The sequence below is a fragment of the Sorangium sp. So ce295 genome, from assembly GCF_051527405.1.
GTDB classification, from domain to species: domain Bacteria; phylum Myxococcota_A; class Polyangia; order Polyangiales; family Polyangiaceae; genus Sorangium; species Sorangium cellulosum_B.
The window spans coordinates 11,402,177-11,425,887 of sequence record NZ_CP150324.1 but is presented as its reverse complement, the minus strand read 5'-3'; the positions used below and the strand labels follow the sequence as shown (position 1 = coordinate 11,425,887).

Below are 23,711 nucleotides of genomic sequence, written 5' to 3'. Positions count from 1 at the left end.
GGCTCGTGGTGATCTTCAGGACGAGCGCTAGCGTTCCGTGTAGCAGACCGTGAGCCACGGACGTCGGCCCGCGTTGGTCTGCTCGCTCGCTCCGAATGCGGTCCGCGCCCCTGGATCCTCCTCGAGGAGGAACCCGAAGTTGGGAGCCGCGCCGTCGAGCCACGCCTGCACCAGATCGGTCAGATCCAGGGTCACATCCCCGTACGGGACCCCTGTCACGGTCGCTTCGACGGCCGTGTCGTAGCTCGCGCCGAAGCTGCTCCAGGTCACCGTCGCTTCTTCCCATGGCGCAGTGATCCGGTGCGCCCGGATCGCCTGTGCGCCCGAGCTCACCGCGAAGGCCCCGAACGTGCTCGATGCGACCGCCGCGCCGGCGGGGAAGCCGCCGAGATCGAAGCGGAACAGCGCCCGCTTGGGGAAGCCGCCGCTGTGACCCGAGTGGGCGTAGGGCATATTCCCTTCGTTGTAACGGGGGTATGCCTCCCAGACCGTCGTGTCGGAGACCTCGCCGAAGAGCCCGCGCTGGATCGTGACGCACACCGGATCGCAGGCGTCGCCGACGCCGTCGTGGTCCCGGTCCTCCTGCGACGGGTTGGCGGCCTCGAGGCAGTTGTCCTCGGGATCACACACCCCGTCGGCGTCGCCGTCCGCGCAGGCGACGCAGCTCGCGCTGCACCCGTCGCCGTCGATGAGATTCCCGTCGTCGCATGACTCCCCGGGATCGACCTCGCCGTCGCCGCACGCGGGCGCGCGCTCCGCCGCGGCGTAAGCAAACACGTAGTCGAGCTCATCCCATGTCATCCGGCTGAGGGCGTAGGCCTCGGCGCCCACCGCCCCGAGCGCGGCGAGCGTCTCCTCCCGCGTGTCCGCCGAGCCGTAGAACAGCCGGAAGACGTGGGACTCGCCCGGACCGAGCGCGCCGAAGTCGAAGTCGAAGAGCGACCCGAAGTCCCCGGGTCCCACGTCGCTCACCGGCTCGGGCGGCCCTCCCGCGGCGACGAGCGGGTCGGCCGGGTTCCAGGGGCTCGTGCCCGTACCGAGGAGCGCAGGCGTCGTGCCCGGCTGCATCGTGACGTGCTCGCCCCCGCGGTACTCGATGATGTTCCAGTTCATCACCCGGCGGTAACGCAGGTCGACCGGGCTCGCGCTGATGTTCTCGATCGTCACCTCGACCTCGTACAGCGAAGGGGTCGCGGGCGACGGCCGATAGGCGTGCGTGACGAGGAACGTCGAGCCCACCTGGACCGTGGAGACCGCCGTGCTCTCCGTGGCCGAGAAGCTGACGAGCGTCATGTTCGCGGGGGCGCTGTCCAGGCCATCCGTCACGAAGCCGGAGACCTGCGCGATGGCGTCGCCGACGCCCCACCCCTCGGAGCCGGGGGTGCCCTCCAGGCCATCGATGGGAGAGTCACGACCCAGAGGCTCGCGGGAGATCCCGATCCACTCGTCCCGCATGTACGGGTCGAGCACCAGGTTCAGGTGGCCTTCGCAGTTGATGCCGAGCTGAACCCGACCGTTCCAGATCGCCGCGCCGCAGCGATCGCAAGGGTCGCCGATGCCGTCGCCGTCGCGGTCGCGCTGATCCGGGTTGAAGTGCCACCCGCAGTTGTCCAGGGTCTCGCATATCCCATCGAGGTCGTAGTCGTAGGCTGCGGTGCCTACGCAGTCGTTGCAGGCGTCGCCGAGCCCGTCGCCGTCCGCGTCCTCCTGTCCTGGGTTGTAGGTGGCGTAGCAGTTGTCGGTCCGGTTGCAGAGGCCGTCGCCGTCGTGGTCCCGGTCCCCCACGGCGAAGCAGGCATCACACGCGTCGCCGACGCCGTTGTAGTCGTTGTCGGACTGTCCCGGGTTGGGCGCGAGCGGGCAGTTGTCCTCGAGGTCGATCACCCCGTCGGCGTCGGCGTCGGGCTCCGCGAGGCACCCCGCGCTGCAGCCATCGCCGCTGCTGCGATTGCCGTCGTCGCATTCCTCGTCGGGCGCGAGCTCCCCATCGCCGCACATCGGCGCGTGATCCGAGCCGTTGTACGCCAGGATGAAGGTCGGCGGCGCTGGCCACTCCTCCAGTCGATCCAGGGAGTACGCCTGGGCGTCCACCGCCTCGAGCGCGGCGAGCGCATCCGCCTGCGTGCCCGCCGCGCCGTAGAACAGCCGGAATGCATGCGCGTCCCCCGGATCGAGCGTGCCGAAGTCGAAGTCGAAGAGCGCACCGTAGTTCCCGGGGCCCAGGTCGCTCACCGGTCCGGGCTGTTCCCCCACGAAGCCGAAGGGATCGTGCGAGCCCCAGGGCGCCGTGTCCGTACCGACGAGCTCGGGCACCGAGCCCGGCTGGAGGGTGACGAACTCCGAGTGGTAGACATACCCGAACCAGTCGATGCTCCGGCGGTAGCGCAGATCGACCGGGCTCGCCCCGATGTTTTCGATCGTCACCGCGACCTCGTACAGCGACGGCGTCGCTGGCGACGGGTGGAAGTCGTGCGTGACGCGGAAGGTCGAGCCCACCCGGACCGTGGAGACCGCCGTGCTCTCCGTGGCCGAGAAGCTGACGAGCTCCATGTGCCCAGGATGGCTGGAGATCAAGGTGCGCGCGTCGCCGACGCCCCACCCCTCGGCGCCGGGTATCCATTCGATGCCCTCGGCGACAGAGCGTCCCTCGCGCAGATAAACGATGCCCGTATAGGTGGGCACCGTCCACCACCCGTCGGACAGGTTCAGCTGACCGTTGCAGTTGACGCCCAGCCGGACCGTGCCGCTCGAGATCACCGCGCCACAGGGGTCGCAGGCGTCGCCGCGCCCATCGCCGTCGCGGTCCCTCTGGTCTGGATTGAATCCATCGAAGCAGTTGTCCTCGTTATCGCAGACGCCGTCCGTGTCGTTGTCCCAGACGCCGAGCCCTGCACAGTGGTCGCAGGCATCCCCGTCCCCGTCGCCGTCCGCGTCCTCTTGCCCGGGGTTGATCTCCCCGTCGCAGTTGTCGATGCGGTCGCAGACGCCGTCGCGATCGGGGTCCTGATCCCCCGCCGCGAAGCAGGGGTCGCAGGCGTCGCCGACGCCGTTGGCATCGCTGTCGCGCTGCTCGGGGTTGGGCGCGCTCGGGCAGTTGTCACACGCGTCGCCCCGCCCGTCGGCGTCGCTGTCCTCTTGCCCCGGGTTGTGGCGGTACCTGCAGTTGTCCGCGTTGCCGCAGATCCTGTCGCCGTCGTCGTCCCAGCCGTCCGCCTGCCCGCACGAGTCGCAGGCGTCGCCGAGCCCGTCGCCGTCGCGGTCCTGCTGCCCAGGGTTGCTGGCATGGACACAGTTGTCGGTCTCGTCGCAGACGCCGTCGCGATCGTCGTCCCGGGCTCCAGGGCCTGCACAGGCGTCGCAGGCGTCGCCGCGGCCATCGCCGTCGGCGTCTTCCTGGCCGGGGTTGAACCGGCCGTCGCAGTTGTCGATGTCGCTGCAGACCGTGTCGTGATCCGAGTCGGACTGGCTCGCTCCCCGGCAGGCGTCGCAGGCGTCGCCCACTCCGTCGCCGTCGCCGTCCTCTTGCGAGGGATCGAAGTTGTACAAGCAGACGTCGGCCAGGTCGCAGACGCCGTCGCGGTCTGCATCCCAGTCTCCCGCGGCCCCGCAGGTGTCGCACGCGTCACCGACCCCGTTGAGGTCGACGTCGAGCTGCTCCGGATCGGGCACGAGCGGGCAGAGGTCGCAGGCGTCGCCCACCCCGTCGCCGTCGCTGTCCTCCTGCTCCGGGTTGAAGACGTCAGGACAGTTCTCCACCCCGTCGCACAGCCAGTCCCAGTCCCGGTCCGAGGCCCCGGCTCCGTCGCAAGAGTCGCAGGCATCGCCGAAGCCGTCGCCGTCCCAGTCCTCTTGCCACGGATTCATGGCGTTGGGGCAGTTGTCCATGTCATCGCAGAGCGCATCGTAATCCCCGTCGTACTCGCTGAGTCCGGTGCAGGAATCGCAGACGTCGCCGCGGCTGTCGCCGTCGCTGTCCTGTTGCCAGGGATTGAAGTCGTACGGGCAGTTGTCGGCTTGATTGCACACGCCGTCGCGGTCGACGTCCCCGTCTCCCGCGGCAGGGCAGAGGTCGCACGTGTCGCCAATGCCGTTGTGGTCCCAGTCGACCTGATCCGGGTTGGGCACCGTCGGGCAGTTGTCGCACACATCGCCCACCCCGTCCGCGTCGCCGTCCTCCTGCGCCCAGTTGAAGGCGTAACGGCAGACGTCCGCCTCGTCGCAGAGCCCGTCCCAGTCCGAGTCCCGGTCCCCCGCCCCATCGCAGGAATCGCAGGGATCACCGTAGCCGTCGCCGTCGCTGTCGCCGTCGTCCTGCGCCGGGTTGTAGAGGTAGACGCAGGTGTCCGCGTCGTCGCATGCGCCGTCGCGGTCATAATCACCGATCCCGGCTCCGTCGCAATAGTCGCAGGGGTCACCGTAGCCGTCTCCGTCGGCGTCCTCCTGCTGTGCGTTCCACGATCCGTTACAGTTGTCGATATCGTCGCAGATCCCATCGTAATCATAGTCGTTCTGGCTCCATCCACGGCAGCGGTCGCAGGCGTCGGCATGGCCGTCGCCGTCGGTGTCCTCTTGCCACGGATTGAAGTCGTAGACGCAGCTGTCGTCCCGATCGCAGACGCCATCTCTGTCGGAGTCCTGGTCTCCCGCGGCTCGACAGACATCACACGCGTCGCCGATGCCATTGTTGTCTGTGTCGAGCTGCTCCGGGTTGGGCACGCGTGGGCAGTTGTCGCACGCATCGCCTACCCCATCGCCGTCGCGCTCCTCCTGCTCCGGGTTGAAGACGTAAGGGCAGTTGTCCTCCTCGTCGCACAGCCGGTCCCCGTCCGAGTCCCAAGCCCCGGCCCCGTCGCAATAGTCACAGGCGTCGCCGGATCCGTCGCCTTCGCTGTCCTGTTGCCAGGGATTGAAGTCGTACAGGCAGTTGTCGGCTTGATTGCACACGCCGTCGCGGTCGAGGTCCCAGTCTCCCGCCGCAGGGCAGAGGTCGCACGTGTCGCCAATGCCGTTGAAGTCCCAGTCTTGCTGATCCGGGTTGGGCACCGTCGGGCAGTTGTCGCACACATCGCCCACCCCGTCGGCGTCGCCGTCCTCCTGCTCCGGGTTGAAGACGTAACGGCAGACGTCCGCCTCGTCGCAGAGCCCGTCCCAGTCCCAGTCCCGGTCCCCCGCCCCATCGCAGGAATCGCAGGGATCACCGTAGCCGTCGCCGTCGCTGTCGCCGTCGTCCTGCGCCGGGTTGTGGATATAGGCGCAGGTGTCCGCGTCGTCGCAGGCGCCGTCGCGGTCATAATCCCCCATCCCGGCACCATCGCAATAGTCGCAGGGGTCACCGTAGCCGTCGCCGTCGGCGTCCTCCTGCCGTGGGTTCCGCGGTCCGTTACAGTTGTCTATCTCGTCGCAGATCCCATCGTCATCATAGTCCTGCTGGCTCCATCCACGGCAGCGGTCGCAAGCGTCGGCAAGACCGTCGCCGTCGGTGTCCTCTTGCCACGGATTGAAGTCGAAGACGCAGTTGTCGTCCCGATCGCAGACGCCATCCAGGTCTCTGTCCTCGTCTCCCGCGGCCCGACAGACATCACACGCGTCGCCGATGCCGTTGCTGTCTGTGTCCAGCTGCTCGGGGTTGGGCACGCGTGGGCAGTTGTCGCACCTGTCGGCGACGCCGTCGCCGTCGCCCTCCTCTTGCCCGGGGTTGAAGCGGTAGACGCAGTTGTCTGTCTCGTCGCAGACGCCGTCCCAGTCGCTGTCCCAGATCCCGAAGCCTGCACAGGAGTCGCAGGCGTCCCCGTGGCCGTCCCCGTCGGCGTCCTCTTGCCCAGGGTTGTACCAGCCAAGACAGTTGTCCACTCCACCGCAGACGCCGTCGCCATCGTGGTCCCACCTCCCGGGACCCACGCAGCGGTCGCACGCGTCCCCGAAGCCGTCGCCGTCGACGTCCGCCTGATCGGGGTTCGCCGCGTCGCCGCAGTTGTCGCAGCCGGCGCCGAGCCCGACCCTCACCCCATCACCGTCGATGTCCGCCTCGACGGCCCAGCCGAAGACGCTGTTTCCTTGGCACAGGTCGCGATCCGAGCAGCGCCCATACGGGTTGTCGTCCCATGCGTCGAAGATGCACGCGCTCTCGGAGCCGGCGGTCGACTCGACGGTCACGCGGACGAACCCCCAGCCGACGCCGTCGAATCCGCCGATCGCCTCCACGCCGAAATCGTTGCACTGCGCGGGGTCGTACAGCGCCAGCGCCGCTGGATCGGTGATCGTCCGCACGAGCGGCGTCGCGTTGCAGTAGCACCCATTGGAGCTCGGCACCGTCTCTAGGAGCATGCCGTTCATGAACAGCTCGAAGCTGTTCTGTCCGCAGTCTGCATGGTTTATCGTGAACGTGATGGAGCTCGGCGCCCCGTATGCCGGTCTCAAGCACACGAAGGACGCGAGCAGCGCAATGACGCTGATGAATCCCGCCCTGCCGTTTCGGCCCATAGGCCCTCCGCCTCTCCCCGCCCTGGGTGGACGGGTCAGCGTTGACGCGTTGTATACGGCTCAAGTTCGAAATGTCCCTGAGCGTAATCCATGATCTTCGCGCCTTGGCGGTGTTCTCGTCAACAGAAAAACCGGCGCGGGTGTGTTCGTCTCGTGTCCTCACGTGGCCGCGGGGCAGGCGCCGCCGCTGTCGAGCCTCTTCGACTTTCTTCGACATCGCCCCGTCGCAGAGAGATACGTCCGGACCGTGGTATATAGGTGGGTACGCGAGCGCAGCCGTGGGACGGGGGAGCAGGGAGACCGGGGCGATGGTTCAGGGTAGCCGGGGCAGTGAAGTCGAGTTGCCGGGGCAGCGGGGCGGCAGAGCTGACGGCTCGGCCCAGGAAGATGGAGCGGGCGGGCAGCCGGCCGCGGGAGGAGATGCCGGCCGCTCGACGCGTGATGTGAATCGCCTTGCAGAGCCGCCCCCCGGCGGTACAGGCGTTCATGGGATGCGACGTGGGATGACCGTGGGCGTCATCACCCCCTACCTGGACGGCTCGTTCTGGAACCCGGTCCTGACGGGTATCCACGAGGCGGCGCGAAAGCACGGCTGTCGCATGCTGGTGATGCGCGGCACGGCCGCCTCGCTCCAGGCCCCTTCGCTCGCCAGAGAACAGGTGGATGGATGGATCGTCGTGATCGGGGTGGACGGCATCGAGCAGCTCGCTGCCGCGCGGGTCCCGCTCGTCGTCGTCGGCACCCATGTCCACAAGGGCGACTGCCCGTCGGTGATCCCGGACAACCACAGCGGGATCCGGGGCGCGGTGCGCCATCTGATCGGACACGGTCACCGGCGCATCGCGTTCGTCGGCTGCTTCCACGAGTCCGATGTGCGCGAGCGCTTCGACGCCTACCGAGAGACGCTCGCCGAGGCGGGGATACCGCTCGACCCGGAGCTGGTCATCCGGACCGACGACAACTGGTATACCGGCGGCGAGAACGCTGCCCCGCAGCTCATCGCGCTGCGGAACGCGTGTACAGCTGCGGTCTTCGGGACGGACAAGAACGCGATCGGGATGATGCCGTCGCTGAAGGCGGCGGGCGTCCGCATCCCCGAGGAGCTGGCGATCGTCGGCTTCGACGATGTGCCGGAGGCGCAGACCTCCGACCCACCGCTGACCACGGTGCGCCAGCAGTTCGAGATGCTGGGGAGCGCCGCGTGTGAGCTCGTCGTCTCGATGCTCTCCGGCGAGACGGCTGTGCCAGAGCTCGTGCTCACGCCGAACACGCTGATCCAGCGGATCTCGTGCGGATGCGACGTGGTCCAGAGCTTCCTCGACGAGGACGCGGCGCCCGGGGAGCACGGCGGCGGCGACCTGGATCGACGGATGGTCGAGCTGCTCCTCGCGCCCCGGCCCCTGGCGCCCGATACACCGCCTGCCGCGGTATGGCCGGGGGTCGCCCTGGTGCTCGAGGCGTATGAGGCGGCGATCGAGGGCGCCGCGCCCCCTCCGGCGAAGGCGCTGGAGCGCGCCTACAAACAGGCCGTCGACATCTCCTCCGATATGGGCACCTTGATGGCGATCGTGCGCCTGCTCCGCCGGTCCCACGAGCGGCGCCGCGAGCGGCTGGGCGGGGATGCGGCGTCGGCGCAGCGGGTCGAGTCGTTCCTGGACGGCGCGCACCTCTCGATCGCGCGGGCTCGGCTCAGCGTCGAGGCCGAGTTCGTGGCGCAGCTCGGGATGCTCGTGCGGTCCAATCACGACGTGGGCCTCGCGCTGGTCAGCGCCTCGCAGGAGGAGTCCATGTCGCTCTCATGGCTCGCGAAGACCAGCGCGACCTGGGCCTGCCTTGCGCTCCGGGAGGACGCGAAGACGCTCGTCGTCGCCGGCGCCTTCAGCCGTGACGGCAGCGCGACGCCCCCGATCGGCGGCCGCCATCGGCTGGAGGCGTTTCCGCCGGAGCACCTGCTGCCGCCCGCGGCCGCGAGCGGCGCGCTCATGATGATGCTGCTGCCGATCCGCACCGAGCGGCGCGACTGGGGGGTCGTTGCGCTCATGGGGCCGACCCTCCGCGAGCTGGCCGGCGACGAGGGCACCGTCGGGGTCTGGGCGTCGCTGCTCGCCGCGGCCCTCGAGCGCGGCGAGCTCGTCCAGTCGCTCTCGACGAAGAACGCGGAGCTGCAGATGGCCTATGCGAGCGAGCGGACGCTCTCGGAGACGGTGCGCGAGCTCGGCTGCCCGCTCATCCCGCTCCTGCCCGGCGTGCTGCTCGTGCCGCTGATCGGCGCGATCGACCGGGACCGCGCCCTCCAGGTGCTCACGGCCGTGGTCGAGGGGGTGGGCCGGCACGAGGCGCGCTTCGTGCTGCTCGATATCACCGGCGTGCCGGCGGTGGACGCCCAGGTCGCCCACGCGCTGGGCCAGACGAGCCGCGCGGTCGCCCTGCTCGGCGCGCGCCTCTTCCTGGTCGGCGTGCGCCCCGAGCTTGCCAGGAGCCTCGTGGACGTGGAGCTAGGCAGTCTGGCCACGTACTCGTCGCTGGCGGGAGCCCTTCACGAGCTGACGACACGAGGCCTCCGCCCTGGCGGCGCGAGGCGCGGCGCAGCGCGCATCGCCTGATCGCCGGTATGCTTGAACTCCGGTGCAGGTCAGCGTTGACAATGGAAACCCGTGAACGACGATGCGCGCCTCGGAACAGTCCTTGATGAGATCGGTGCAGGCGCTCGTCCAGCCGGCGGACGTGCAGCGCGCTCTGTTCCCCGATTTCGTATGTGTGGGTGACGAGCTCGCGAATGGCTTCGACGTCAAAGCCGCAAATCAGAACGATTCGTGCATTTTTGCGCCTTTGCGCTCTTGGCGTCTTTGCGTTGAGCTCTCTCTTCGCTCGCGAGACCACGCACGCGCCCAGGCCGCGCAGGACCAGCGCTCATAGACACGAGTACACCGCCTCGATCAGCGCCGGCCACCGCGGATCGCCGCCCTGGCCGCTCGCGATCGTCTGGTTCGGCGTGTAGCCGAACCCGAGCCCCGCGTCGGGGTCGGCGAAGCCGAGCGCGCCGCCCGCGCCGGGGTGGCCGAAGGTCCGTGGGCCGCGCCCGAAGGGGCGCAGGGCGCTCGGCAGCATGAACCCGAGCGAGAACCGGCTCTCCGCGAGGAGGACGGCGTCGAGCCCGGCCGAGCGCTCCGCCAGCGCGGCCTCGACCGCCTCCGGCGACAGCACGCGCGCGGTGCCGGCGAGGGCCCCGCCGTTCGCGAGCGCGCCGTACATCCGCGCGAGCGCGCGCGCGTTCGCGTGGCCGTTCAGCGCGGGGATCTCCGCGCGCCGGGCGCGGGCGGTGTTGACGAGGCCCGGCGTCACGAGGTCGCGCGGCCTGGTGAAGGCCATCGAGGTGAGCGACGCCGGGTCGCGGAAGCTCGCGCCGAACGCGCCGCCCAGGCCGTTCGGGCTCGCGACGGTCGGGGGCACCTCGGCGATCCGCCCGTCGTGCTCGGCGCCGGTGCCGATGTGGAAGTCCAGCCCGAGCGGGCCCGCGACGGCCTCCCGGAGGAACGCGCCGACCCGCTGGCCGCTCGCGCGCCGGATCACCTCGCCCACGAGGAAGCCGAACGTCACGGCGTGGTAGCCGTGGCGGGCGCCCGGCTCCCAGAACGGCTCCTCCGCGGCGAGGGCGGCGGTCATGGCCTGCCAGTCGTAGAGCGCGCCCTCCTCCGGCTCGGCGCGGAGCGCCGGCAGGCCGGCGCTGTGGTCGAGCAGCTGGGCCACGAGGACGCGCCCCTTGCCGGCCGCGCCGAACTCCGGCCAGGCGGCGGCGACCGGCGCGTCCACGTCGAGCGCGCGCCGCTCCGCGAGCGCGTGGGCGCAGAGCGCCACGGCGCCCTTCGTCGCCGAGAAGACGTTCACGATCGTCTCAAAGCGCCACGGCACGGTCTTCGCCGCGTCCCGGAAGCCGGCCCAGAGGTCGACGACCACGCGGCCGCGCACGGCGGCGCACACGGCGGCCCCGAGCTCGGGAAACCGCTCGAAATTCGAGGCGAACGCCGCGCGCACGGGCGCGAACGCCGGGTCGCAGGAGCCATGGATCGCGAGGTGCATCGCTCGTCCCTTCGTCCCTTCCTCGGGGCAGCACGGGCCCGGGCGCGCGCGGGCGAGCCGCCCGGCCCTTTCGCGCCCGACCCCGATGATGCGCACCCTATATTGCGCAACCTTGGTTGATGAATAGGGCCGCCGCCCGCGGCCGTCAACGTCATTTGCGCAACCTCGGTTGCGGGTTACACGCTCCGGCCGTGAAGCCTGCGCGCCCGGACGAGGATCTCGTGCTGCTCTTCGCCGCCATCGCGGCCGCGAACAGCGACGAGGTGATGCGCCGCGTGGAGCGGGCCGGCCACGGGGATCTCCGGCCGAGCCATGGATACGTGTTCCAGCACCTCGTCCCGGGGCCGGTGAAGGTGAGGGAGCTCGCGGAGCGGCTCGGCATCACGGCGCAGGGCGCCTCGAAGGCGGTGGCGGAGCTGGAGGAGCTCGGCTACGTGCGCCGGCGCGTCGCCGAGGACGACCAGCGCAACCGGCTCGTGGAGCTCACCGACCGCGGGTGGGCGGCGGTCGAGGCGGGGCGCGCCGCGCGCGCCGCGGTGAACAGGCGGCTCCGCGCGCTGCTCGGCGAGGAGCAGGCCGGCGCGCTGCTCGCGTCGCTCCAGCGCATCGCGGAGCGCACGGGAGGGCTCGAGCTCCTGTCCTCGCGCCGGCTCCGCCAGCCGTAGCGCGCCCGGATCCGACCCGGCGGCTGCGCGGCCGGGTCGAGGACCGAGGCGTCGACGTGCAGCGCGCGTCTCAGTCGCCTGGCGCGGCGGGCGCGAGGAGCGATGTGTCGATGCGCAGCACGCGGGCCGTGAAGGGCCCCTCGCGTGACGCCTGCGTGCGCATGGCCACGGTGAGCTCCGTGCCGAACGCGGAGACATCGACGAGCGGGTGCTGCTCGTGCAGATCGTTGAAGTAGCTCCGTCCTGCGATCGCGGGGAGCGGCAGCGTCACAGCGACCTCGGGCGCGCCTCCGGCGGCAGGCACGCGCACGAGGCGCAGCTCGCCGCGGCTCTCGTCCGCCACGGTGTGGCCGACGCACACCCGGTCCAGACCGGTGTCCTGCAACTCGTACGTGAGCGTCTCGTCGATGTGGCTGATCAGGAGCGCGACCCACGCGTCGCCATCGCTCGTGCGCGCGGCCGCGAAGGCCGACCATTCGAGCCCGGAGGCCACCATGTGGCATTCGGCAGGGCAGCTCGTAGCGCCCGGGAGCGGGCCGTCGACGCCGTCCTGGCAGCGGTACGTGGGCGTCTCGGTGCCGGGGATCGCGACCTCGTCGAAGCCGCCGTCCTCGCTGGCGCTCGCCAGCCGCAGCCCGTCGGTGTGCTGCACGACCGCCGCGAAGCGCGGAAACGTCGCCTGTCCGGCGGGCTGCGGCGGCGGGACCGGCTCGTAGTCGAGCAGGAAGCTCGCCGATTCCGGGGCGCCAAGGCTCCGCTCCGTGGTGCCGTCGAGCACCGTGAGCTGCCGTTCCCCTGGGAGCGGTTCGACGAGCCCGAACGCCAGCGGCGCGTCGTCGGGCGCGAGGGCGAAGCGGGTGTAATCGCTGCCGCTCGGCCGGCTCGCCGGCGCGACGTCCCAGGCGCCGCCGGACGTGCGCGTCGCGTGCGCGACGCCGTCGTCCGCGCCCGTGTCGATCCAGATGTGGGGCTCGCCCCGGGAGTCCACCGCGACATCGAGGACCGGCACGTGGCCGTCGTCGCGATCGAACACCGCCTGCTTCTCCGCCGCGCTGCCGGCCAGCGGCAGGAACACGACACCGCCAGGATAGCCGTCACCGCTGCCGTTCGTCTCATCCACCGCGGCATACGCCCTTCCGTCCGGCGAGAGCGCCACGCTCACGGTGTTGGACTGCACGTCGAAGTCTCGTTGCGTCGCCCCATCGTCGTCGAGCTCGAACAGCCGCGTCGGGTCGTTGCTGCTCGTCACGAGGTATGTCGCGCCCGCCGCCGGCACAGCCCGCACCCCGCCCGCTGCAAACGTGGCATCGGTGCATGTCACCTCCACGTCGAGCGTGATCGCGCAAGGCGCGTCCGCGGGACAGGCATCGTCGTGATCGCCTCGCCGCGATTCACACGTCGCCGGGGCGTCGCCCGCGCCGCCTTGACCGCCGGCGCCGCCTTGACCGCCGGCGCCGCCTTGATCCTCGGCGCCACCGGCCCCTCCCGTGTCAGCTGGCGCGGTGGTATCGCCCTGGCACCCGAGCGTCACCGACAGGCCGGCGAGCATGCCGGTCCCGAGCATTCGAAGGATGTGGTTTTGCAATTTCTGACGCATGAGTGATCGCCTCCCTGTGATGCGCGTCTCAGTCGCCTGGCGCGGCGGGCGCGAGGAGCGATGTGTCGACGCGCAGCACGCGGGCCGTGAAGGGCCCCACGCGTGACGCCTGCGTGCGCATGGCCACGGTGAGCTCCGTGCCGAACGCGGAGACCTCGACGAGCGGGTGGCGCTGGTACACATCGCTGAAATGGCTCTCGCCTGCGATCGCGGGGAGCGGCAGCGTCACAGCGACCTCGGGCGCGCCTCCGGCGGCAGGCACGCGCACGAGGCGCAGCTCGCCGCGGCTCGCGTCCGCCGCGATGTTGCCGACGCACGTCGGCAGATCGGCGTTCTGCACCTCGTAGGCGATCGTCCAGTCGAGGTGGCTGATCAGGAATGCTATCCACACGTCGCCGTCGCTCGTGCGCGCGGCCGAGAAGGCCGACCATTCGAGCCCGGAGGTCACCTCGTGGCAGTCGGCCGGGCAGCCCGGCGACGGGGAGTCGCCGAAGCCGCGCTGGCAGCTGTACGCCGGCGTCGCTGTGCCGGGGATCGCGACCTCGCCGTCGCCCTCGCCGGCGCTCGCCAGCCGCAGCCCGTCGGGGTGCTGCACGACCGCCGCGAAGCGTGGGATCGTCGCTTGAGCGGCGGGCTTCGGCGGCAGGACGGGCTCGTAACGGATCGGCGAGCTCTCGGGGACCGGAGCGCCAAGGCTCTGCTCCGTGGCGCCGTCGAGCACCTGGAGCTGCCAGCTGCCGGAGCCCGCTTGGACCATGCCGAACGCCAGCGGCGCGTCGTCGGGCGCGAGGACGAAGCGGGGCCAACCGCTGTCGGCCAGCTGGCTCGCCGGCGCGACGTCCCAGGCGCCGCCGGACGTGCGCGTCGCGTGCTCGACGAGCTCCGGCGCGTCCGTGAGGATCCAGATGTGCGGCTCGCCCTGGGAGTCCACCGCGACATCGATGACCGGCACGTATTTGTCGTCGCGATCGAACACCATCTGCTTGTCGGCCGCGCTTCCGGCGAGCGGCAGGAACACCACACCGCCGGGGTAGCCGTCCCCGGTGCCTTGCGTCTCATCCACCGCGGCGTACGCCCTTCCGTCCGGCGAGAGCGCCACGCTCACGGTATTGGACTGCACGTCGAAGTCGCGTTGGGTCGCCCCGCCGCCGTCGAGCTCGAACAGCCGCGTCGGGGCGTTGCTGCTCGTCACGAGGTACGTCGCGCCCGCCGCCGGAACGGCCCGCACCCCGCCCGCTGCGAAGTCGTGCCCGGCGCACGTCACCTCCACGTCGAGCGTGATCGCGCACGGCGCGTCCGCGGGACAGGCGTCGCCGTGGTCACCCCGCTGCGACTCGCACGTCTCCGGGCTGCCGCCTTGACCGCCCGCGCCGCCCTGACCGCCGGCGCCGCCCTGACCGCCCGCGCCGCCTTCACCCCCGGCGCCGCCGGCCCCTCCTGTGCCAGCTGGCACGCTGGTCTCTCCCTGGCACCCGAGCGTCACCGACAGGCCGGCGAGCATGCCGATCCCGAGGATTCGAAGGATATGGTTAGGCAATTCCCTGCTCATGAGCGCTCGCCTCCTTGCGATGCGCTGCCACTCAGCACCAAATGTGCCAGTCGCGCTCCTTCGCAAAAGCCCCGGTTACGCTCGATGGCCTGTGCCGTTCTGTGTCGGAACGCTCGTGGTGTTCGCTGCCCGTTGCAGGCGCGGGCCCGACGATCACGCGCCTGCCGCGAGCTCGGAGCGCCTCAGAGGTTCATGCCGCCTGACGCCTCGATGCGCTGGCCGGTGATCCACTGGCCCTCGGGCGCGAGCAGCACGGCGACCGCGCCGCCGATGTCATCGGGGAGGCCGACCCGGCCGAGGGCGGTCTGGGCGGCGATCATCCTGTTCAGCTCGGCGTTGTCGCGCACGACGCCTCCCCCGAAGTCGGTCTCGATCGCGCCGGGCGCCAGCGTGTTCACCGCGATCTTCCGCGGCCCGAGCTCCTTCGCCAGGTAGCGGGTGAGCACCTCCACGCCGCCCTTCATCGCGGCGTAGGCGGCGTAGCCCGGGAAGCTGAACCGCGTGAGCCCCGACGAGACGTTGAGGATCCGCCCGCCGTCCGCGATGAGCGGAAGGAGCTTCTGCGTGAGGAAGAACGTCCCCTTGAAGTGGACGTTCATGAGCGCGTCGAACTGCTCTTCGGTCGTCTCGGCGAAGCTCGCGTTGCCGCCCATGCCGGCGTTGTTCACAAGGTAATCGAAGCGATCGCGCTTGAAGCGACCGGCGAGCTCCGCCTTGACCGCGGCGGCGAACGCGTCGAATCCGCGGGTGCTCCCCAGATCGAGCGCGATGGCCGCCGCCGTCCTCCCCTTGGCCTCGATCTGCTTCACCACATCCGCCGCCTCGGCCGCGGCGCCGCGGTAGGTGATGATGACGTCCACGCCGCGATCCGCGAGGTGGAGCGCCATGCTCTTTCCGAGCCCGCGGCTTCCGCCGGTGACGAGGGCGACGGGGCTACGCTTGGATGTGCTCATGGTCGGGTCCTTTCGATGGCGACGCGGCGGCTCGCCGCTGTCCGCGGCGGCTGCGCGCCGTTGTCTGCGACAGTGAATAGCGATCCGATCCCGGTTGCGGAAGGCGCGAGGCTCCGACACACTGTTTCGCCAATCGAAACAATGACCATCGACGTCGGATCGCTGAAGATCTTCGTGAAGGTGGCGGAGCTCGGCAGCTTCACGCGCGCCGGCGAGCACCTCGGCATGCCCAAGGCGCGCGTGTCGCTGCGGCTGAAGGCCCTGGAGGCCGAGCTCGGCACCCGGCTCCTCCAGCGGTCGACGCGCGTCGTGCGCCTCACGCCGGACGGGGAGGAGCTCCTCCCGCGGGCGCGGCGCCTCGCGCTCGAGGCCGACGAGCTCGGCGCGATGTTCCAGGCCGCGCGGGGCCTGCGCGGGCGGGTGCGGATCGATCTGCCGGTGAACTTCGCGCGCGACGTCATCATCCCGCGCCTGCCCGAGCTGCTCGCGCGCCACCCCGAGCTCGAGGTGCTCCTCAGCACGACCGATCGGCGCGTCGAGCCGCTCCGCGAGGGCTTCGACTGCGTCCTGCGCGTCGGCGCCCCGGGGGGCGACGGGCTCGTCGGCCGCAGGCTCGGCCTCCTGCGGATGGTGAACCTCGCGAGCCCGTCCTATCTGCGGCAGTACGGTACGCCTCGCCGGATCGAGGATCTCGATCGGCACCTCCTCGTGCATTACTCGTCGACGCTCGGCGCCGAAGCGCCGTCGTTCGAGTACCCCCACGACGGCGGCTACCGCGAGTGGCCGATGCGCAGCGTGGTGACGGTCAACAGCGCGGACGCTTATCTCGCGGCGTGTGTGGCGGGCCTGGGCATCATCCAGGCGCCGCGGGTAGGCAAGTTCGCCAGCATCACCGCGGGTGAGCTCGTCGAGGTCTTGCCCTCCCTCACCTGCGCGCCGATGCCCGTCTCGCTCCTCCACACGCACGGCAGGAGCGTGCCGCGCCGCGTGCGCGCGGTGATGAGCTGGATCACCGAGGTGCTCTCTCCGCACCTCGCGTCGCTCGCCTAGAGCGGCGGTCACCCGCTTCGGAGACGGGCCCATCTCGACGTTTTCGGTGCTCAGCGCACAGGAGTGCGCTTCCGCGCCGAAAACGCCGATCTGGACCCGTCTCCTGTGCGGGTGACCGCCGCTCTGCGACGCTCGTGTCGGGGGCGGGTGGGGACCGCTCTAACCTGCGCGCCCCGGGGCGATCCGGAGCAGATCGAACTCGGCCACGAAGCCTTCGCCGAGCGGGCTGCAAGCGTAGAGGCCGCACTCCACCTGGCGCGCGCCGTCGTCCTCGTGCAGGTGGGCCATGCGGATCTGCGTCCACGCCGCGCCGTCGTTCGAGCTGTCGACGAGGTAATCCGGCCCCTCCCGCCGGACGCGCAGCCAGATCTCGCGGCGATCCGAGGGAAATGGCTGGGTCGACCAGTCGCTGTAGCCCGCGTTCGTCACCACCGCGCCGAGCCGGCTCGGGCCGTCCGGCTCGAACTCGACCGACGTCTTCAGCCAGCACGACGCCGCGATCCGCACCATGAGCCCTGCCTGATCGTACTGGTGCGCCGGCCGGAACCGCACATGGCAGGTCATCACGAAGTCGCCGCCGGCGCGGGTGAAGAGGAAAGGCCCGTTGTCGTTGCGAAAGCCGTAGTGCGTCCGCTGCCAGTAGTCCGTCTTCGCGGCGGGCTCGACGACGAGCACGCCCCGCTCCGGCGCCACCGCCCAGCGCGCCGGCGGGTTGCGCCACGTGAGCCGCGGATCGATTCCAGGGTTGGTAAAGCCCTCTTCCAGAAGCTGTCCTGTCATGACGCAGACCTCCGAGCGCCGCACGGCGCGCGGTCCGCCCGCGCGCGGCGAGGGCCGGGAGGCTACCACGGAGCGCGCCGCGTCCAGGTGCGCCCCGCTGCGACCGGCCGCGCCGCTCACGCCGAGGGCTCGCGCGGGCCGAGCACCACGTCGTGGAGCTGGTCGAGATCGAAGGGTTTGGGGAGGAACCGCGCGAGCCCGAGCTCCGCGGCCAGCGCCGAGACGTCCACCGCCGCGCTCACGAGCACCACGCGCACCGCCGGATCGACCCGCGCGAGGATCGCCTTCGCGCAGACGCTGGGAGGGAGCCCTGGCATGAAGTAGTCGCACAGCACCGCCCGCAGCCCGTCGCGCTCGCGCTCGAGGAGCGGGAGCGCCTCGGCGCAGTCGGCGACCTGGAGGCAATGGAGCCCCCACCCGGTCAGGCTGAGGGCGACGAGCTCCCGGAAATCGGGGTCATCGTCGATGACCAGCACGCGGTTTCGCAGCATGTTCTCTCTGCCGGCTAGCGCCTCAGTTCCAGCGAAAAGACCACGAGGTCATCGGGCCTCCGCTCGATCCAGAACCTCGCGCCGTGGAGCCGGGCGATCCCCTGGGCGAGGTGGAGGTCGATGCCCGTGCTGCGCGGCCCGTCGCGCCGCCCCTCGAACGCGACGACGCCGAAGGGCTCCAGCAGCTTCTCGAGGTCCTCCGGGAGATCCTTCCCGCCCCGGACCTCGATCGTGATGAGCACGCGCGCGGCGGAGTCGGCATCGATCGTGACTAGCACTGGATCGTGCTCCAGCGCGACCGATATGGCCTGGACGAGCAGGCTCCAGAGCGCCTGCTCGAGCAGCTCAGGATCGCCCAGGATGTGCGCGTCTCCCCGAGGCACCAGGCGAATGCTGTGATCGCTGGCCACGAGCTCGAACTCTCCGATCACGCGGCGGGCGAGCTCCTCGACGTCGATCGCCTCGGGCTTGAAGGGGAGCTCGCCTCCGGAGATGCGCGCCGACCACAGGAGATCCTGGACCAGGCGGCCGAGGCGCGTCGCCTGGCGATCGATGATCGTGAGGGCGCGCTCGCGGATGGCCGTGTCGTCCCGGTGGGTGAGCGCGACCTGCGAGAACCCCTTCATGGTGGTGAGCGGCGTCTTCAGCTCGTGCGCGGCGACGGCGAGGAACCGGTCGCGATCCTTGTCGCGCTCGGCGATGGCCTTGAAGCTCGTGTTCAGCGTGCTGGCGAGCACGGCGAGCTCGTCGTCCCCCCGGTCCCCGAGCGGCTCGTAGACGCCGCGCTCGCGGAAGCGCTGGACGGCGGTCACCATCCGGTGGATGCGCGGCGCGATCGCGCGGCGCACCGCGAGACCGAAGAGCGACGCCGCCGTGACGCCCCCGAGGCCGACGGCCATGAAGACGAGGAGGATGCGCCGCCGGATGCGGTCGAACGCGTCGAAAGCGATCTCCATGTAGCGCAGGTTGATCCTGTGCAGCCTGACGAGGGCGTCGCTGAGGTGGTCCACGTCGGCGCGCCGCACGTGCGGCGCGGCGGGCGTCGGGCCCGTGAGCCCGGTCGTGCGCTCGAGGTGCATCACGACAGCGGAGATGGTGTCCGCCGCCTCGCGCTCTTCCTCCAGGAGCACGAGCTCACCGGCCCGAGCGAGCGCAGCGCGGAGGTGAATGGCCTCCGGTAGGGTCGAGGTCGCTGTCAACCAATCGCGCTGGTACCGATCGATGAAGGAGCGGAGCCGCATCATGGGCTCCCGGACCTCCACCGAGACGTCCGACGGCGGGCGAGCGAGCAGGGCATAGAGAGCGTTCGATGACTCGATGCCGCTGCTGATGACGATGAGCGGTTGGAAGACGTAGTGGCGCAGGTAGGTTGTCTCGGTAGCCAGCCGCTTGAGCGCGACGATGGACATCGTGATGCCCAGGGCGGCCAGGATCAGCTGGCTCAACACGAGCAAGGAAAGACGCCTTCCAATGGACATCCTCCCCGGAGCCCCGTTGCCTCCGCCGCTCGGAGGCGAGCCCGCGTGCTGAGCGCGTTGAGACCACCGAGGCATTGGCCACCTCCTCGGTGTCACCGTGGAAGCAAGGGGGGCACCACGACAAGGCCGGAGCGACCCTGGCGATCGCCCCCTCCCGCTCGTTCGCTATTGCGGCCGCCCCTGCGCGATCCAGCTCTCGACGAGCTGGATCTCCTCCGGCCCGACCGCGGGCAGCCCGAGCGGCATCCCGCGCACCGCCGGAGCCGCGTGGCCCGCCTCCTCCGCCTGCCGCGCCAGCAGCGCGGCGACGAGGCGAGGGGCGCCGTCCGGCCCGCGCGAGAACACGCTCCGCCGCTCGCCCTGATCGTCGATGTAGCCCGCGGCGATCCCCTCGTACGTGGCGAGGTTCAGCCCGCGCGGCTTGAACCCGAAGCCACCCGTGTTCCCGGGCCCGCCGTCGCCGAGCGCGTAATCCGGCTCGGAGTGGCAGTGCCTGCACGTGACGCGGAACACCCGGCGATCTACCTCGGCGTACGTCACCCGCCGCGACAGCAGCGGCAGCCGCTCGGGCGCGCTCGCCGGCGCCCGCGGCGAGAGCTCCGCGGTCGTGACGAAGGCCGCGATGTCCCGCGCCTCGGCGGGTGACATCGGCACCTGGGGCATCGGCGTGCCCGGCTTGATCGCCGCGGGGTCGAGCACCCACGCGGCGAGATCGGCGGGCTCCATCCGGTCGCGCGCGTGCCTCAGATCGGGCGCCAGGGCGATCGCGGCGCGCGTCTCCTTCTCCATCCCCTTCACGGGCGCGACCGCCGTCACCCCGGCCGCGCCGGAGAAGGCGTGGCACGTCCCGCACCCCTTGGCCTCGTAGAGCTCGCGCCCCCGGGCGGCGCTCGCGCCCTCCAGCGGCGCACTCGGACGTTCGCGCCGTTCGCGCGCCTCGCGGCGATCGCGGCGATCGCGCGTGAGGTAGGCCGCGATATCGCTCGCCTGCTCGGGCCCGATCGGGAGCCGCGGCATCGTCGCGTGCAGGCGCGGGCGCACGTCGTGCGGTGACAGCAAGAAGGCGCGGATCCAGTCGCGGCGCAGCCTGTCGCCGGCGGCGGCGAGCGACGGCACGTCGCGCAGCTGCACGAGGTTCTCGTTCCACCGCTTCATGGCCGCGGCCGGCGCCTGGAACCGGCCCGCCGCGATGTCCTGGTGGCACTGGACGCAGTGGGCGTCGCGCGCCGCGGGCGCCTGCCCGGTCCCGTCGTGGCAGCGGTTGCACTGGAGCTCCGCGACGAGCCGCTCCCCGCGCGCCGGATCGCCGGCCGGCGCCGCGGCCACGGCGGCCGGAGCGGCCGCCCCGGCGCCCTGGTCGCTCGCACGCGGCGCCGCGGCCAGCGCGGGGCCCCGCGCGTCCTCGGAGGTACACCCCGCGGCGCCCGAGGCGAGCGTTGCGAGCAGGGCGAGCAGCGGACGGGCGCGCATCGGCGTCAGCTCTGCGGTCCGACAGCGCCGCTCGTCCGGCAGAGCGCCTTGTTCTGCGCCATCGTCTCGCACCGGGTGGCCGCGGCGTCGTGCCCCGCGTTGTCCCCCGAGAGCGCGCGCAGCCGCGCCAGCGTCGCGTACGCCTCGGGGCTCGTCAGGAGGTCCTTCTCCGCCAGATCGCCGAGCAGCTTGAGCGCCTCGCCGCGGTGCTCGGGCGCCCTGGCGAGCGCCTCGCCCAGGTCGGTCTGGAGCGCCGGATCGTTCTTCCGCTGCTCGTTCAGCCGGCGCAGCGCGCGGATCGACCAGTCGATGTTCCCCTTGCGCTCCTCGGCCGACGCCCCGCCCCACGTCTCGAGCAGCTCGCGCGGCAGCTGCGGTCCGACCTGGAGCGCCCCGTCTGCGCGCGCGGTGGCCACCGCGAGGACGCGGAAGGCCCGGTTGATCAGCGGGTCCTTGTCATAGGAGATCCGCCGGATCTCGGGGAACATCCGGATCACGCTCCCCGCCGCCGCGGTGAACCGGCCGTCGTGAAGCGTTTGCTCGGCCTGGGCGATCCCCATCACGCGGTGGTCGATCGCGGGCATGATCTCGACTCCACCGCAGGCCGACGCGTCCGCCGAAGGGATGACGGCAGACGCGATGAGTGCACAAAAAAGCGTGAATCGAACGGCGGGACCATTCATGGAAGGACCTCCTCGGGAAGGCTGCGCCGGCGCGCCCCGTCGCTCATCGGGCGCTGCCGATCGACTGTGACAACGCTCGAGGAAAAAATGTTGCTCCCCCGATCGCGATCTCGAGGCGCGCCGTGCTCCCGCGCAGCTCGCCGTGCTCCCGCGCAGCTCGCCGTGCTCCCGCGCAGCAGATGAGAGCGCCCGTGTGAGCAAAGGTGCGCCAGTGCGATACGGTGGTTGCCTTGGTGCGCGGCCCGGTGTCCAATGCGGGCCTTCCAAGGAGATCCGGCATGTTGAAGAAGCGGCGCGTCGCGATCGCGGTCCTGCTGGTCCTCGCCAGCGCGCTCGCGGGGTGTAACAGCAGCAGCAAGAAGGCCGACTGCGCGAGCCCCGAGGTGTTCTGCGTGGGCCTCGTCACCGACATGGGCAAGATCGACGACAAGTCGTTCAACCAGTCGGCCTGGGAGGCGCTCCAGCGGGCGCAGAAGGAGCTCGGCGCCACGACGCAGTACATCGAGACGACGGATCCGAAGGACTACCCAAAGAACATCGCGACGTTCGCCGAGGAGAAGTACGACGTGGTCGTCACGTCGGGCTTCGGGCTCACGGAGGCGACGCGCGCCGCGGCGGATCAGTTCAGCGGCGTCAAGTTCATCGGCATCGACCAGTTCCAGAGCGCGACCAAGCCGAACGTCGTGGGCCTGGTCTTCCCCGAGGACCACGGCGGCTTCCTCGTCGGCGCGCTGGCCGCGATGATGACCAAGACGGGGAAGATCGGCGCCGTGCTCGCCACCGACGCCGTCCCGCCCGTGTGGCGCTTCGGGGAGGGTTTCCGCGCCGGCGCGCGCCACGTCAAGCCCGACATCGAGCTCAGCGTCGTCTATCACAACGACGTCGGCTTCGATAAGACGTTTACCGATCCCGAGTGGGGGAAGACGACCGCCGTCTCGATGATCGACAAGGGGGTCGATATCGTCTTCGGCGGCGGCGGCAAGACGGGCAACGGCGCGCTGCTCGGCGCGGCCACGAAGGGCGTTTACGCCATCGGCGTCGACACCGACCAGTACTTCACGGTGCCCGAGGCCCAGAAGGTCCTCCTCTCCAGCGCCGTCAAGCTCATCTCCGACGGCACCTTCGACCTCATCAAGTCGGCCAAGGAGGGGAAGCTGCCGTCGGGGAACTTCCAGGGCAAGTCCGGGTATGCGCCGTATCACGATCTCGACGCCAAGGTCCCCGCCGAGGTGAAGGCGAAGATGGAGGAGCTCCGGAAAGGGCTGCTCGACGGGACGCTCAAGACGGCGGTGCCGCCGGCCAAGGGGCCGTGATCGCCCTGGGCTCTTGAGGATGCGAGAGAAGCTGATCCGGCCCCTCCGGCCGCTGCTCCTGCCGGCCCTCTCGGTGTTCACCGCGATGGTCCTGGGCGGCGTCCTCATCGCCTTGGCCGGGGGCAACCCGATCGAGGCCTACGCCGGCATGCTCGAGGGCGCGCTCGGGTCGCCGCGGGCGGTGAGCGAGACGCTGGTCTGGGCGACGCCGTACATCCTGGCCGGCCTGTCGGTCTCGCTGGCGCTCAAGGGCGGCCTCTTCAACATCGGCGCGGAGGGGCAGCTCGCGCTCGGGGCGCTCTCCGCGGCCTGGGCGGGCCACTGGCTGCCGCAGCTCGTGGGCGGCGGCCTGCCCGCGGCGCTGCACGTCCCTTTGACGCTGCTCCTCGGCGCGCTCGCGGGCGGGCTGTGGGCCGCGGTGCCGGGCTGGATCAAGGCGCGCGCCGGGGGACACGAGGTGATCAGCACGATCATGCTCAACTACGTCGCCCTCAACGCGGTCAGCTTCCTCCTGAACGGTCCGATGAAGGACCCCGAAGCGTCCAACGTGCTCTCCCGCACGCCGCTCATCGACGAGAGCGCGCGCATCCCGGCGCTCGTGGACGGCTTCCGGCTGCACTGGGGCTTCCCGCTCGCCCTGCTCGCGGCGGCGCTCGTCGGGTGGGCGCTCCGGCGGACGACGTTCGGCTTCGAGATCCGCACGGCCGGGCAGAGCCCGGACGCCGCGCGCTACGCCGGCGTGCGGGTGAGCCGCACCGTGATCGCGACCATGGCGCTCTCGGGCGCCTTCGCCGGGCTGGCAGGCTCCATCGAGGTGAGCGCGCTGCACCACCGGCACGAGCTCGGGTTCTCGCAGGGATACGGCTTCGACGCGATCGCCATCGCCCTGCTCGGCAAGGCGCACCCCGGCGGGACGGTGCTGGCGGCTTTGCTGTTCAGCGTGATGCGCAGCGGCGCGACCCGGATGCAGTACCTGACGCAGGTGCCGATCGACGTGATCTCCATCATCCAGGCGCTGATCCTGCTCTTCGTCGCGGCGGACGCCCTGGTCAGGCGCATCTACCGCGTCCGGGGCGACCACGAGCGGCTCGTGCTCACGCGCGGGTGGGGCGGCTAGCGCGCCGG

The 23,711-nt window shown here is 70.9% G+C and carries 16 protein-coding genes; 6 read left to right on the top strand and 10 right to left on the bottom strand.

What is annotated here, in order from left to right; all coding sequences use genetic code 11:
• Positions 1-27 precede the first annotated feature (27 nt).
• On the bottom strand, positions 28-6,333 hold the full coding sequence (locus tag WMF11_RS43420) for a thrombospondin type 3 repeat-containing protein (RefSeq protein ID WP_437974935.1): 6,306 nt from the start codon (positions 6,331-6,333) through the stop codon (positions 28-30).
• Between WMF11_RS43420 and WMF11_RS43415 the strand changes: the two genes are divergently transcribed.
• The gene (locus WMF11_RS43415) at positions 6,332-6,574 is read left to right on the top strand and encodes a hypothetical protein (RefSeq protein ID WP_437904967.1); all 243 of its coding nucleotides are present in this window, start codon (positions 6,332-6,334) and stop codon (positions 6,572-6,574) included. The genes WMF11_RS43420 and WMF11_RS43415 overlap by 2 nt on opposite strands.
• A 397-nt stretch (positions 6,575-6,971) precedes the next feature.
• The gene (locus WMF11_RS43410; RefSeq protein ID WP_437974934.1) at positions 6,972-9,083 is read left to right on the top strand and encodes a substrate-binding domain-containing protein; all 2,112 of its coding nucleotides are present in this window, start codon (positions 6,972-6,974) and stop codon (positions 9,081-9,083) included.
• Between the two features lie 307 nt (positions 9,084-9,390).
• Here WMF11_RS43410 and WMF11_RS43405 read toward each other — a convergent pair whose 3' ends face one another.
• Positions 9,391-10,557, bottom strand: a complete 1,167-nt coding sequence (locus WMF11_RS43405) for a serine hydrolase domain-containing protein (RefSeq protein WP_437974933.1) — start codon at positions 10,555-10,557, stop codon at positions 9,391-9,393.
• A gap of 191 nt (positions 10,558-10,748) precedes the next feature.
• On the opposite strand from WMF11_RS43405, the gene WMF11_RS43400 reads away from it, so the two are divergent.
• The gene (locus WMF11_RS43400) at positions 10,749-11,222 is read left to right on the top strand and encodes a MarR family winged helix-turn-helix transcriptional regulator (RefSeq protein ID WP_437853886.1); all 474 of its coding nucleotides are present in this window, start codon (positions 10,749-10,751) and stop codon (positions 11,220-11,222) included.
• A 70-nt stretch (positions 11,223-11,292) separates the two neighbouring features.
• On the opposite strand, the gene WMF11_RS43395 is transcribed toward WMF11_RS43400, so the two are convergent.
• The 3 genes from WMF11_RS43395 to WMF11_RS43385 all read right to left on the bottom strand — a co-directional run bounded on the left by WMF11_RS43395 (position 11,293) and on the right by WMF11_RS43385 (position 15,321).
• Entirely contained in the window at positions 11,293-12,819 is a 1,527-nt protein-coding gene (locus WMF11_RS43395; RefSeq protein ID WP_437974932.1) for a hypothetical protein, read from the bottom strand.
• A gap of 28 nt (positions 12,820-12,847) precedes the next feature.
• Positions 12,848-14,368: a hypothetical protein gene (locus tag WMF11_RS43390; protein ID WP_437974931.1), complete on the bottom strand. Its 1,521-nt coding sequence runs from the start codon at positions 14,366-14,368 to the stop codon at positions 12,848-12,850.
• Positions 14,369-14,550: 182 nt separating this feature from the next.
• Positions 14,551-15,321: an SDR family NAD(P)-dependent oxidoreductase gene (locus tag WMF11_RS43385; RefSeq protein WP_437904959.1), complete on the bottom strand. Its 771-nt coding sequence runs from the start codon at positions 15,319-15,321 to the stop codon at positions 14,551-14,553.
• Between the two features lie 141 nt (positions 15,322-15,462).
• Here WMF11_RS43385 and WMF11_RS43380 point away from each other — a divergent pair, with 141 nt between their 5' ends.
• Complete coding sequence (locus WMF11_RS43380) at positions 15,463-16,371, top strand: LysR family transcriptional regulator (RefSeq protein WP_437904958.1); 909 nt, start codon at positions 15,463-15,465, stop codon at positions 16,369-16,371.
• A gap of 159 nt (positions 16,372-16,530) precedes the next feature.
• Here the strand turns inward: WMF11_RS43380 and WMF11_RS43375 are convergent, their stop codons facing one another.
• The 5 genes from WMF11_RS43375 to WMF11_RS43355 form a co-directional block, all read right to left on the bottom strand.
• Positions 16,531-17,151 (bottom strand): DUF1349 domain-containing protein, encoded by a 621-nt coding sequence (locus WMF11_RS43375; RefSeq protein WP_437974930.1) that lies wholly within the window; start codon positions 17,149-17,151, stop codon positions 16,531-16,533.
• A 116-nt stretch (positions 17,152-17,267) separates the two neighbouring features.
• Complete coding sequence (locus WMF11_RS43370; RefSeq protein ID WP_437974929.1) at positions 17,268-17,642, bottom strand: response regulator; 375 nt, start codon at positions 17,640-17,642, stop codon at positions 17,268-17,270.
• A 14-nt stretch (positions 17,643-17,656) separates the two neighbouring features.
• Positions 17,657-19,087 carry a sensor histidine kinase gene (locus WMF11_RS43365; RefSeq protein WP_437974928.1) on the bottom strand — a complete coding sequence of 477 codons (1,431 nt, stop codon included), beginning with the start codon at positions 19,085-19,087 and terminating at the stop codon, positions 17,657-17,659.
• Between the two features lie 198 nt (positions 19,088-19,285).
• Complete coding sequence (locus WMF11_RS43360) at positions 19,286-20,590, bottom strand: c-type cytochrome (protein WP_437974927.1); 1,305 nt, start codon at positions 20,588-20,590, stop codon at positions 19,286-19,288.
• A 5-nt stretch (positions 20,591-20,595) separates the two neighbouring features.
• Complete coding sequence (locus WMF11_RS43355) at positions 20,596-21,174, bottom strand: hypothetical protein (protein ID WP_437904954.1); 579 nt, start codon at positions 21,172-21,174, stop codon at positions 20,596-20,598.
• Between the two features lie 377 nt (positions 21,175-21,551).
• Between WMF11_RS43355 and WMF11_RS43350 the strand changes: the two genes are divergently transcribed.
• Both WMF11_RS43350 and WMF11_RS43345 read left to right on the top strand, forming a co-directional pair.
• Positions 21,552-22,586, top strand: a complete 1,035-nt coding sequence (locus WMF11_RS43350) for a BMP family lipoprotein (RefSeq protein ID WP_437904953.1) — start codon at positions 21,552-21,554, stop codon at positions 22,584-22,586.
• A gap of 19 nt (positions 22,587-22,605) precedes the next feature.
• Positions 22,606-23,703, top strand: coding sequence for an ABC transporter permease (locus WMF11_RS43345; RefSeq protein WP_437904952.1), 1,098 nt, complete (start codon positions 22,606-22,608; stop codon positions 23,701-23,703).
• The last annotated feature ends 8 nt before the right edge of the window (positions 23,704-23,711 follow it).